This is a genomic window from Streptomyces sp. NPDC086835, from assembly GCF_044745705.1.
Taxonomy (GTDB): domain Bacteria; phylum Actinomycetota; class Actinomycetes; order Streptomycetales; family Streptomycetaceae; genus Streptomyces.
Window position 1 is genome coordinate 14083 of the sequence record NZ_JBIVAU010000020.1, and the last position, 12048, is coordinate 26130.

Annotated in this window: 10 protein-coding genes; 7 read left to right on the forward strand and 3 right to left on the reverse strand. The window is 73.5% G+C overall.

Annotated features, from left to right (window positions below; all coding sequences use genetic code 11):
- Window positions 1–57: 57 nt before the first annotated feature.
- A complete protein-coding gene (locus ACIPJI_RS35360; protein WP_307705346.1) occupies window positions 58–1641 on the reverse strand; it encodes a hypothetical protein in 1584 nt (527 codons plus the stop codon).
- A gap of 33 nt (window positions 1642–1674) precedes the next feature.
- Entirely contained in the window at window positions 1675–1869 is a 195-nt protein-coding gene (locus ACIPJI_RS35365) for a hypothetical protein (protein ID WP_005320068.1), read from the reverse strand.
- 295 nt (window positions 1870–2164) lie between these two features.
- On the opposite strand from ACIPJI_RS35365, the gene ACIPJI_RS35370 reads away from it, so the two are divergent.
- The 5 genes from ACIPJI_RS35370 to ACIPJI_RS35390 all read left to right on the forward strand — a co-directional run bounded on the left by ACIPJI_RS35370 (window position 2165) and on the right by ACIPJI_RS35390 (window position 7760).
- The gene (locus ACIPJI_RS35370) at window positions 2165–2557 is read left to right on the forward strand and encodes an ankyrin repeat domain-containing protein (protein ID WP_307705345.1); all 393 of its coding nucleotides are present in this window, start codon (window positions 2165–2167) and stop codon (window positions 2555–2557) included.
- A gap of 267 nt (window positions 2558–2824) precedes the next feature.
- Window positions 2825–4243 carry a HEAT repeat domain-containing protein gene (locus ACIPJI_RS35375; RefSeq protein WP_356625569.1) on the forward strand — a complete coding sequence of 473 codons (1419 nt, stop codon included), beginning with the start codon at window positions 2825–2827 and terminating at the stop codon, window positions 4241–4243.
- A 207-nt stretch (window positions 4244–4450) separates the two neighbouring features.
- Entirely contained in the window at window positions 4451–5575 is a 1125-nt protein-coding gene (locus ACIPJI_RS35380; protein WP_402251026.1) for a glycosyltransferase family 4 protein, read from the forward strand.
- Window positions 5572–6741: a glycosyltransferase gene (locus tag ACIPJI_RS35385; protein ID WP_402251028.1), complete on the forward strand. Its 1170-nt coding sequence runs from the start codon at window positions 5572–5574 to the stop codon at window positions 6739–6741. The genes ACIPJI_RS35380 and ACIPJI_RS35385 overlap by 4 nt, the downstream gene beginning before the upstream one ends.
- Window positions 6738–7760 carry an SGNH/GDSL hydrolase family protein gene (locus tag ACIPJI_RS35390; protein ID WP_402251030.1) on the forward strand — a complete coding sequence of 341 codons (1023 nt, stop codon included), beginning with the start codon at window positions 6738–6740 and terminating at the stop codon, window positions 7758–7760. Before ACIPJI_RS35385 ends, ACIPJI_RS35390 begins: the two co-directional genes overlap by 4 nt.
- Before the next feature lie 58 nt (window positions 7761–7818).
- Here ACIPJI_RS35390 and ACIPJI_RS35395 read toward each other — a convergent pair whose 3' ends face one another.
- Entirely contained in the window at window positions 7819–9096 is a 1278-nt protein-coding gene (locus tag ACIPJI_RS35395; RefSeq protein WP_402251032.1) for an MFS transporter, read from the reverse strand.
- 363 nt (window positions 9097–9459) lie between these two features.
- On the opposite strand from ACIPJI_RS35395, the gene ACIPJI_RS35400 reads away from it, so the two are divergent.
- Both ACIPJI_RS35400 and ACIPJI_RS35405 read left to right on the forward strand, forming a co-directional pair.
- A complete protein-coding gene (locus ACIPJI_RS35400; RefSeq protein WP_402251034.1) occupies window positions 9460–11004 on the forward strand; it encodes a hypothetical protein in 1545 nt (514 codons plus the stop codon).
- A gap of 85 nt (window positions 11005–11089) precedes the next feature.
- Window positions 11090–12013, forward strand: a complete 924-nt coding sequence (locus tag ACIPJI_RS35405; RefSeq protein WP_356625262.1) for a hypothetical protein — start codon at window positions 11090–11092, stop codon at window positions 12011–12013.
- Window positions 12014–12048: the final 35 nt, after the last annotated feature.

A 12048-nucleotide genomic window follows, 5' to 3' on the forward strand; every position in this document is an offset into this window, starting at 1 on the left:
GCACAACGCCGTCGGACCGGGCGATCGCCCGGTCCGACGGCGTTGTGCCGAGAGGCCCTAGGGTTCCGCCGGGACCGTGGGCGGGAAGAGCGGCTTCGCCGGGATCGCCGGCGGCGCCGGAGGAGCTTCCGGGGTGTCCGGCCCGGCGGGCAGGAGGGCCAGGACCGCCTGCCGGTGGGCCTCCGTCGTCGCGTCGTCGAACGGGTCGGGCGTCGCCGGGACCTGGAGCCGCAGGACCGGGCCGTTGCCCAGCCGTGCGTAACCCCGGCCGGCCGGGACGTCGGAGACGGGCGTGGTGCGTGGGGTCTCCCCGAGCACGGACCGGATGTCGTCGACGCCGGCCCCGCCGAGCACCACCCGGGCACGGGTGTGGGTGCGTACCGCCTCGGTCAGCGCGCCGACGCTGTCGAACTGCTCGGCCACGACCACCGTCACCTGCGCGGCCCGTCCGTGCCGCAGCGGCACGGACAGCAGCTCCTGGGGGTCCATGTGCCCGTCGGCCGCGGCCAGGTGTCCGAAGACGCTGGGCCGGTCCACCAGGATCCAAAGCGGCCGCCTGGTGTCCTCGGGGGCCGGCTGCCCGGCCTGCCGGGCCCGGTTGGCGGCGATGAGCCGCCGCTCCGTCTCGTGGGCGGCCCACTCCAGGCTCGACAGCGCGCCGGTGAGACCGCATTCGACGGCCAGCACGCCCGCACGGCCGGTGAGACAGGCGTACTCGCCGGTTCCGCTGCCCTCCACGATCAGTACGTCCCCGTGCTGCAGCGCCTGCAGGGCGATGGAGCGGAGAAGGGTCGTGGTGCCGCTGCCCGGCTCGCCGACGGCCAGTAGGTGCGGCTCTGTGGAGCGGGGGCCGGTGCGCCAGACGACCGGGGGCGCCTGGACGGTCTCGTCACCCATCATGACCGGCACCGTGCGCTGGACCGCGTCGGCGTCGGTGAAGCCGAGGACGGTCTCGCCGGGGACGGTGACGAAGCGCTGGGCGGCGATGCCCGTGGACAGGGCGGGCAGCACGCTCATCACGAGCTCGTTGCCCTCCTCGTCCCAGGTGAAGAGGTATTCGCGCCCGCGGCCGGACTTCGCGTGCAGCAGCTGCTCGATCCGGGCCCGGGCAGTTGCCTCGCCGTCGGTGAAGTACGCGGGGTATGTGACGCGTAGCCGGGTGAGGCGGCCGTTTCCGTCGAACTCGTACTCACTGAAGGCCTTGCCCCACTGACCGCCGTGGGCGAACAGCGGAGCCGGGTCCTCGGGGACGGAGAAGTACGGGACGAGTGCCTCGTACAGCGCCCGCAGCCGGGCGGTCTCCGCCTCGTCGGGTCCGGTCCTGACCGGCGTCCTGACGCGGCCCTGCCAGGCGGCCGCGGCCATCACCGTGATCAGGGCGACCAGTGGCCCGTACGGGATGAGCGCGACCACCAGGATGCAGGCGGCGACAAGGAACAGGGTCGGACCACGCCGCTCCTTGGGGGTGCCGGCCCACTTCTGCCGGCCCTTCGCGGCGAGCTTCCGCAGACCGCGGGAGACCGTGATCAGCGGATGGAGGACGTCCGTGGCGCTGTCGGCGGCCGTGCGCGCGATCTCTCGGCTGCGGGTGATCTGCGCGCTGCCGCTGCTCAGAATGCGGGGGAGTGGACGCCGGGCCACATCGTCTCCTGTGGGTGCCGAAGGGACAGGCGGTCAGAACTTGATCCCGCCCAGCAGACCGGCCAGGCTCGTCGTGCCTGCCTGGATGCTGGGGGCGATCGCGGTGCCGGCGAGGAAGAAGCCGAACAGCGCTGAGACGAGCGCGTGCGAGGCCTTGAGGCCGTCCTTCCTGAAGAACAGGAAGACGATGATGCCGAGCAGCACGACGCCTGACATGGACAGAATCATGAGGTTCTCCTGGGTGAGGGGACAGTCACCATGAGTTCTTCCAGGCTTACCGAAAGTATCTATGCGACAAAAGGTGCAAAAGAGTGAAATTCTTGGCATTTCACTGCACTGGCGGGCAGCCGGTCGTTGCCCGGCGGGCAGAGGGCAGGACCGCGCGGCACAGTGCCTCCGCGGCGGGATCCATTGCCACCGCCGCGCCGCGTCATGTCGGCCGCCGGGCAGTACCCTGTCGATTCACTCGTACGGCTGCTCCTGCCGTGCGGACCAGGTCAAACGGTGAAAGGCGGTACGTCCGATGAGTGAGGTCCCGGACCCCGAAGTGATCGAACTCGCGACCAAGGTCTTCGACCTGGCGCGCCAGGGGGAGACCGAGGCGCTCGCCGCGTACGTCGACGCCGGCGTCCCGGCCGACCTCACCAACGACAAGGGCGACACGCTCGTCATGCTCGCCGCCTACCACGGCCACGCGGCCGCCGTGGAGGCGCTCCTCGCCCGCGGCGCAGAACCGAACCGGGCCAACGACCGCGGGCAGACCCCTCTCGCCGGCGCCGTCTTCAAGGGGGAGGACGCCGTCATCCGCGCTCTGCTCGCCGGAGGCGCCGACCCCAAGGCAGGCACCCCGTCCGCGGCGGATACCGCGCGGATGTTCGGGAAGACAGATCTTCTGGAGCTGTTCGAAGGCCGCTGAGCGGCTCGCGGGCAGCTGTGCAAGGGCCACCGCGGGGGGCGCCGTAAATGTGGTCGCGGTGGCGAAATGGGTGGGTCATCATGACGTCAGCCCCATCCCGGACGACATCAACCGGGAGTTTCCCCTGGGGCCACCGAAGAGAGGCAGAGGAAGATGGTCTACACCGAGCGGAAGACGCGTACGACGACGGGCGGCCCTGCATGCTGCTGCGTGGCCTAGGCACACCAGTCCCCGGTTGCGTCGACAGCTTGATGTGAGGCATTTTCCATGTTCGATCCAGTCATAGCGCCGAGCGGCACCTTGCTCGGCCTGCTGCAGAGGGGCCGTGGCGACGGCACGCTGCACGCGCTCGCGGCCCCGCGGGCCGAAGCACTCGCCGCCCTCAACCACTGCGTGCTCAACGACCCCCGCCACGACTGGCAGGTCGAGAACCGCTCCCTCTACTACGCACGCCTCTACCTCGATCTCCACGGCAGCCTCGAGGAGATCGAGCGGCACCTGTGCGACGCCGACGACCACCTCGACACCGAGGAGTGCCGAACCGGCCTGGCCCTCGCGGTGCTCGGACATCTCGCCTCCTACGGCAGGGGCGACGCACTCGCCCTGCTGCGGCAGTACGCGAGGAACGGCGCCAACTGGGCCTGGGCGCTCGACGAGCTCGCCCTCCGCGACGACGACGCGGGGCTGCGGGCACTGGCCCTCCCCGTCCTGTCCCGGTTCCCCGCGACCCCCGAAGGCGACGCCGAACTGGCCGCCGCCGTGCGGGACTCCTTCGAGCCGCGGCCCTGGCGGCTGTGGGCGGAGGACGCGCGGGAAGCCGTGGGCGCCAGGATCAGGGCCGCGCAGGAAGCAGGTTCCTTCGACCGCTGGCAACGCCAGATGCGACCCTCCGGGCCCCGGCCCGGCTGGAGCGTCCAGGCCGTCCTGGACTGGGCGGACGAGGGCCTGGAGCGAGGCAGCGCCTTGCACGTCCCGGCCGCCCGGTGCCTGACCGCCGTCGCGGGGCCTGAGGACCGGCCCGCCATCGTCGAAGCGGCCCGCGGCGGCTCGGACGGCGCGCGCTGCGCCGCCCTCCACTACCTCGCCGAGTCACGCGACGCCGTCGTCCTCGACCTGATCGAGACCGCCGTGGGCGCCGGTTCGACGACCGTCGCCGAAGCCGCCGTCGCCGCCTTCGAGCGGATGTGCGGCGAGGAGGCCGTCGAGCGAGCACGGGCCTGGGTGCACCGCCCCGACGCCCTGGGTGCCTCCGCGGCCGGCGTGCTCGCCTGCCGGGGCGTCCCCGCCGACGCGCAGCTCGTCCTCGGCGCCCTGCGCGAGACGGTGCGGGGCGACGGACCCGACTCGCCCCGGCTGTGGACCCTGGTCGACGGGGCGGGACGGCTCGGCATCGCCTGCGCCGCCCCCGTCCTGCGCCATGTGTACCGGGAGACCGCCTCCTCGCATCTGCGGGGCCGCGCCGCCCGTGCCCTCGCCACGACCGACCCCTCCTTCGCCACCGGCTTCGCCGTCGAATGCCTGTGGGACTGCGAGGAGACCACCAGAGAAGTCGCCGCACTCCACGCGGAGACAGGTGACGTACGCGTCGCCGACCGGCTGCGCCGGCTCGCCGCCGATCCCGCGGAGGAGGCCGAGGTGCAGACCGCCGTACGGAGCCGGATCGGCCCGGACCGGCCGACGGTGTGACACACGGCCCGTGACGGACCCCGACGCCTCGGGGTCCTGGAACGGCGCCGCCCGACCGTCCGACGCCTGCGGGGGAGGGCGATCCGCGGCGATCGCGGCAGCTGACACCGGTTGACACCCGGCCCGGACACAAACGCTCACGGGACGTTCCACATACGGAAAGATCCACGTTGTCGCAGCCACTTCGGGGCCGACGACAACACGGGTATGCGTGTCGTCATCGTCACAGAATCCTTTCCGCCAGACGTCAACGGTGTGGCGCACTGCGCCCAGCAGACCGCCCGGCATCTCGCCGCCCGCGGTCATGAACCGCTCGTCGTCGCCCCGGCCGCGGCCGGGGCGACGAGCTGTGACGCGGCCGCCCCCTACCCGGTGGTGCGCGTGCCCTCGCTGCCGCTGCCCGGCTATCCGCAGGTACGCGTCGCCCTGCCGAGCCGGCGGGTCGCGGCGGCGATCACCGCGCACCGGGCCGACCTCGTCCACCTCGCCGGCCCGTTCGTGCTCGGGGTGCGCGGCATGGCCGCCGCGACGCGCCTCGGCCTGCCGGCCGTCGCCGTCTACCAGACGGACCTGGCCGGTTACGCGCGCACCTATGTAGGAGCGGGGGAGGGCGCCGCATGGCGGCGTATCAGGGCCGTGCACGGTGCCGCCGACCGCACCCTCGCGCCGTCCACCGCCGCCATGCGCGACCTCGAGGAACACGGTGTCGAGCGGGTGCGGCTGTGGCCGCGCGGCGTGGAGACCACACGATTCCGGCCGCAACTGCGGGACGAGGAGCTGCGCCGCACGCTCGCGCCGCACGGCGAGGTGATCGTCGGATACGTCGGCCGGCTCGCACCCGAGAAGCACGTCGAACTCCTCGCCGGGGTCTGTGCGCTACCGGGCGTACGGCTCGTCGTCGTCGGCGACGGCCCCAGCGGGACGGCACTGCGCGCCGCCCTGCCCGGTGCCGTGTTCCTCGGCCGGCGGACCGGGGACGATCTCGCCCGGATCTTCGCCTCGCTGGACGTCTTCGCGCACACAGGCCCGTACGAGACGTTCTGCCAGACCGTGCAGGAGGCCATGGCAAGCGGGCTTCCCGTGATCGCGCCGGCCGCAGGCGGCCCGCTCGACCTCGTCGCGCACGGCCGGACCGGGCTGCTCGTGGCGCCGCACAGTGCCGACGCCGTACGTACGGCGGCCGCAGCGCTCGCCGGCGACCCCGCCCTGCGCGCTGCGTACGGGCGGACCGGGCTCGCCGCCGTCGAGGGCCGGACCTGGGCGGTGGTCGGGGACCTGCTGCTCGACCACTACGCCGATGTGCTCGGCGCGCGTACGGCGGTGGCCGCATGAGCGAGGGACGCGGGCTGCGCATCGTACGTCTGGCGAACTTCGTCACGCCCTCGTCCGGAGGGCTGCGCACCGCGCTCGCCGAACTCGGCCGCGGCTACCTGGCAGCGGGCCACGAGCCGGTGCTCGTCGTCCCCGGTGAGGTGGAGAGCGACCGGCCGACCGAGCAGGGGCGCGTCATCACCCTGCCCGGACCGGAGATCCCCGGCACCGGCGGTTACCGGGTGCTCGCCGGGCGGCGCCGGCTCCGGCGGCTGCTGGAGGAACTGGCGCCCGACCGGCTCGAGGTCTCCGACCGCACCACCCTGCGCTGGACCGGCGAGTGGGCGCGGAGGCGGCGGATCCCCTCGGTGATGGTCTCGCACGAGACCGCCGACGGAGTGCTGCGCACCTGGGGCCTTGCCGAGTCCGTCGCCGCCGCCACCGCGGACCGGCTCAACCGCCGCAGCGCATGGGCCTATTCACGGATCGTCTGCACGACGGAGTGGGCGGAGCGGGAGTTCGTACGGATCGGGGCGCGCAATGTCGTGCGCGCACCTCTCGGGGTCGACCTGCGACGCTGCCGGCCGGAGCGGCGCAGCGCGTTGCTGCGCGCACGGCACGCGGCGGGAGCCGACGTACTGCTCCTGCTGTGTTCGCGGCTGTCCGTGGAGAAACGTCCCGCCACTGCCCTCGACGCGCTCGCCGCACTGCGCGAGAGGGGCATGCGGGCGTCGATGGTCGTCGCGGGCGACGGGCCGCTGAAGGCCTCGCTCGTACGCCGGGCACACGCGGACCGGCTGCCCGTCCACTTCCTCGGCCATGTCCCCGACCGGGAAGCGGTCGCCGACCTCCAGGCGGCGGCCGACGTGTGTCTGGCCCCCGGGCCGGCCGAGACCTTCGGGCTCTCCGCCCTCGAAGCGCTGGCCTGCGGCACCCCGGTCGTCGCCAGCGCCTCGTCGGCGCTGCCGGAGGTCGTGGGTGACGCGGGAGTGGCAGCGGCCGACACGGGCGCGGACTTCGCGGCCGCTGTCCTGGACCTGCTCGCCCGCCCGGATCAGGCGCGCCGCCGGGCGGCACGGGCGCGGGCCGAACTCTTCGACTGGCAGCGGTCGGTGACCGCGTTCCTCACGGCACACCAGGCGCTGCCGGCCGGGGACCCGGCGGCCGGCCCCGGGAGCACACGATGACGCCGGCCGGCACGCCCGACTGCCTCCGGGCGCCCGCGACGGCGAGGGAAGGGGGCATCGGGCCCCGTACGGTCGAGCAGGCCCACGGTCCCGGTTGCCCGGCCGCGCCGTCCCGCCGCACGGGTGCCGCTCCGGGCGCGCGTGCCGCGCGGACCGTACGGTTCGCGGCGCTCGGAGACTCGCTGACCGCCGGCGTCGGTGATCCCGTCGAAGGCGGCCGGCGGGGATGGGCGGTGCTGCTCGCCGACGCGATCGGCGGCGCCGGCACGTCCGTGGTCTTCCGCAACCTCGCCGTCAGCGGCGCCCTCAGTAAGGACGTCGCCGAGGTTCAGGCGCCCGCCGCTCTCGCGTTCGCACCGGACATCGCGTCCGTCGTCGTCGGCGTGAACGACACCTTGCGCCGCACCTTCGACATAGCCGACGTCGCCCGGCGGCTGGACCACGTCACGTCCGCGCTCGCCGGGCGCGGGACCGTGCTGCTGACGGCGTGCCTGCCCGACCCCGGCGCCATGTTCGGCCTGCCGGCCCCGCTCGCCCGCCCGCTGGCCAGACGCCAGCGGGCGGTCAACGCAGTGGTGCACGCGCTGTCCGGCCGCTACGACACCGTCCACCTGCACGCAGCCGACGCGGGATGGGTGGCGGACCGCGCCATGTGGAGCGCCGACCGCCTGCACCCCGGCGAGCGCGGCCACCGGCTGCTCGCCCGGCGCTTCTACGAACTGCTCGCCGCCCGCGGTCTCGCCGACGGCCACCCACCGGACGCCGAGCCCGACCAACCGCATCCCACCACGGCGGCGTCGCTGCTGTGGCTGGCGACGGCGGGCACGGCCTGGGTGGGCCGCCGCTGCACCGACCTGCTGCCGCAGCTGCTGCGGCTCGCCGGTGACGAGGTGCACCACTGGGCCCGTGGCACGAGCGCCCGCCTCGACCGCAGCGCGGAACTCGCCCTGTCCGCGGCGCTCGCGGCGATGTCACCGGCCGTTCCCGGCGCGCATCTCGGGCCGGGAACGGGAGACTGACGGTGGCGCGTCCGGCAGGCGGCAAGTCACCCGCCCAGCCCGGCCGTTGCGCGGCAGATCAGAGGAGTTCGCGATCGCGCGTCTCCGGCAGGCCGGTCAGGGCGAGCACGGCGAGGCCGTAGCCGGCGGCGCCGAGGACCAGGGCACCGCCCACACCCCAGCTGTCGGACAGGAAACCGACGAGCGTGGGCAGGAACGCGCCCACCGCGCGGCCGCTGTTGTACGTGAAGCCCTGCCCGGTGCCGCGCACCGCCGTCGGGTACAGCTCGCTCAGGAACGAACCGAAGCCGCTGAAGATGGCCGACATGCAGAACCCGAGCGGGAAACCGAGCAGGAGCAGCAGGCCGTTGGAGCCCGGAGGAATGTTGGTGTAGGCGAGGATCCCCACCGAGGACAGCACGGCGAACAACGCGATGTTCTTCTTGCGGCCGATCCGGTCGGTGAGATAGCCGCCGGTCAGATACCCGACGAAGGCGCCGGAGATGAGGAACGTGAGGTACCCGCCGGTGCCGACGACCGTCAGCCCGCGTTCGGTCTTCAGATAGGTGGGCACCCAGGTGGCGAGCGTGTAGTAGCCGCCCTGGACGCCCGTGGACAGCAGTGTGGCGAACAGCGTGGTGCGCAGCAGGTCCTTCTTGAAGATCGTGGTGAACGATCCGCGCGCGGTGCCGGCGCGGCGCAGTTCCGCCGCCTTCGGGGCGTCGCTCACATTGCGGCGCACATAGATCACCAGCAGTGCGGGCAGCGCGCCGGTCCAGAACAGCACGCGCCACGCGGTGTCGGGGTCGACGAACCGGAAGAGGAGTGTGTAGACGATCACGGCGAGCGCCCAGCCGGCCGCCCAGGCGCTCTGTACCGCGCCGAGCGTGCGGCCGCGGTGCTTGGCCGTGGCGTACTCGGCGACGAGGATCGCGCCGACCGCCCACTCGCCGCCGAAGCCGAGGCCCTGCAGGGCACGGAAGACGAGCAGCGTCTCGTAATTGGGCGCGAAGCCGCAGAGCACGGTGAACACGGCGTACGTGATCACCGTCGCCATCAGTGCCTTCACCCGGCCGACACGGTCCGCGAGGATGCCGGCGAGGGCGCCGCCGACCGCGGAGACGACCAGGGTGACGGTGGTGAGGAGACCGGTCCTGCCGTTGTCGAGGCTGAAGTACGCGGAGATCGCCACCATGCTCAGCGGCAGGGTGAAGTAGTCGTACGAGTCGAGGGCGTAACCGCCGAACGCGCCGCCGAAGGCGCGCCGGCCCCGTGGGCCGAGGGCGCGCAGCCAGGCGAACGTGCCGGTGTCCTCGGGAAGTCGGGCGTGCTTCGGCTGGACCTGTGGCGTGCTCATCTGCACCTCGCTGGGGGAGGAGAGCGGGAGGGGAGCATCTGTCGGTGTACGGTCACGCCAAGGTAGGGGATTGTTGAACGATACGGCAAGAGTCGTGTTGAGCGTTCCTGCTGTCGCTCCCCGGTCCGGGCCTCGCAGCGGCGTGCGTGGACAGGCACTCCCTCGCCTGCGGCAACCAACCACCCGCAAACGCAGGCTGGTTGAGGCACCTCCCGACGTCCTCCGCCGGCGCCTTTCGGCAGGGAGCGCCGAGGCCGGCGACCCAGGACGGCTCCGGTGGCACGGCCGTCCCGGGCGCTCGGTGCCGAAGGGCGCTCTGCGCCGTTTCGACCGTTGTCGGTGCGAGGACCTAATCTGTGCTCCGTGACTTCGCCTGCCTCGACGGACCTCGCTCCGCCCCAGCTCAGCGCGGGGCCGCGCCCCGCGCAGGGCCCGGCCGCCGACGAAGGGCTCGCGCGGCGGCTCCGCGCGCTCGCGTGCACCGCGCCCCTGCACGACCTGGACGTGCGCAAGGCGAACCTCGCGGGCGAGTACTCGGTCTACGCCATGGCGGAGGTCGCCCTCGCGGCCATCGACCTCGTCACGCTCAACATGGACTTCGACACCGGCGCCGACCACGACCAGATAGTCGCGCGCCTCCTCCCGCGCGTCGCCGCCCAGGCCCCGGGGCGGCCGGCCGCGGAGCACGAGCGCGTGGCCCGCTGGGTGCTGGAGAACCTGATCAACGTGGGCAGCGTGGACCGCGGCTTCCGCGCCGTGTACGGCACCTTCGGCCCGGACGGCGTCTACACCCGCCGTGACTACGACTTCAAGCTCATCGAGGAAGTCCCAGGCAGCGACGGCACCGTCTATCTGCGCACCACCGACGAAGCGGTCAACGTGCTGGTCGGCGCACTCGACACCGATGTCACCAGCGCGCAGATCGCCGCCGAGGTGAAGCTCGAGGTGCTCATCAACCGCGGCCGCCTCGCCGACGCGCAACTCGCCGCCGAGCAGGCCCGCTACCGGACCGTGCAGTACAGCGAGACGCTGCGCCGCACCCTCGAGGCCACCCGGCGCAACGTCCGCGCCGTCGACTGGCTCCGGACGGTCCCCGACATGATCGCCGAGGCGCTCGACCACGTCGCCGACCGCTACCGCCACGAGAACGCGATCCTCACCAACATCCGCAAGGCCCGTGACGAGGCCGAGACCGGCGCCGATCCGAAGACGGCCGAGCACAAGCGGCGCGCCGCCGAGCTCGTGGACATAGTCAAGGACTGCATCCGGCGGCACACCCAGCTCCAGTCCCGGCTGCTGGAGGCCGGACCGCTGTTCCGCGCCGAGCAGGACCGGCAGGCCTTCGCCCGGCCCGCCGCCAACAGCGGCCTCGACCTGTACGGCCAGCTGCTGGCCCCGCTGCTGCCGCTGCCCGTGGAGTCGGCGATCCGCGTCACCGACGCGTTCTTCGCGAGCGGCACCGGGCTGCGCACACCGTCCTCCGTACGGGTCGGCGATCTGGTCGACCTGCTGCTGACCCCGCCGGCGGAACGCGAACACCTCGGCGCGGAGATGCCGGAACCGGACCTCATCGCCACCCCCGACGACAGCCGCTTCAGCGAGGAGCAGCTCGCGAGCGCCATGGAACTGCTCGACCTCGAGCACGACGCGCCGCGCCGCCTCTCCGGGCTGCTCGCTGAGGCCCGCCGCAGGGACCCTGAGCTGCCCTACCTGGTCGCGCTGCTGGCCGTCCATGCGGCGAGCCCGCCGGTCGGCACCGCGTACCGCCAGGGCGAGCAACGACTGCTGTTCGCCGTCGACGACGGCACCGAGCTCGACGACCCGGAGTTCGGCGGCGCCGACCTCATCGTCGGCACGGCCCTGCTCGACGCGGTGGGCATGGCGGCGGCGCGCGCGGAGGCGACATGACCTCCCGCCGCACCGGCCGTCCCGCCGCCGCACCGCCGTCCCCGGCCCCCACCTCCGCCCCGACCACCCCACACCGAGGAGCCCCGTGAGCGACCACCACGCCGAGCCCCCCGCCGCGTGGAGCGACCAGGCCGCCCCGCAGGGACCCCCCTCCGGCCCGATGTCCACCACCGCGCCCGGCGCCGGCGGCGTCACGCCCGCCGACGCGGCAGACGCCGCGCGGCTCGTCTCCTTCGGCCTCCAGCCCAAACTGCTGCCGGCCCGCGACGCCGAGTACGCCGAACTGCTGCGCCGCTACCGCGAGGACCCCGCCTTCGCCCGCCTCGCCGACGCGGTCGCCACCGGCCTCGGCCTGGTCGTGCTCGAGGTGTCGCCCCGGGCCGGCATGGCCGTCACCGCGGGCGAGGACTCGGTGTTCGCCGTCCGCATGGGCGACTACGCCCGCCGGGCCTCCGCCGAGTCCGCCGACCGCTTCCTGCACGGCCTGGCCCATCTCGCCGTCGCCGCCATGGCCTTCCCGCGCCCCGAGGACCTCGCCGACGACGGGTACATCGGCCGGATCACCGTCAACGGCGTCGACGCCTTCGTACGTCAGGCCTGCCGGCGTCTCGAGGAGCGCGCCGACGAGCAGGGCGACAACACCGACCCGGCGAGCGACGCCCCCGGCCTGGAGGCGGCCTGGCGGGTCTACGCGCGCCGCAGCGCCACCGGTGCCACCAAGGACGCCCGCCGCCTCGCGGGCTCGACCACCGGCATCGTCGGCAAGGCCGTCGCCTTCCTCACCGACTCCGGCTTCCTTCAGCGGACCGGCGACGACGCCGGCGGCGCGTACCGCACCACCGCCCGCTACCAGTTGCAGGTCCGCGACATGGCGGGCAGCGCCGCGATGGCCGAGCTGCTGGAGCTGGGCGTCGTCCCGGTCGGCGACGGCTCCGCCACGCTCGTGGCGCCGCCCGACGGCGACGACCTCGACCTGGCCGCCGACGCCGGCCTGCCCTTCCACGCGTAACCGCCCGCGCAACTGTTAGACGACTGAGAGTCCGC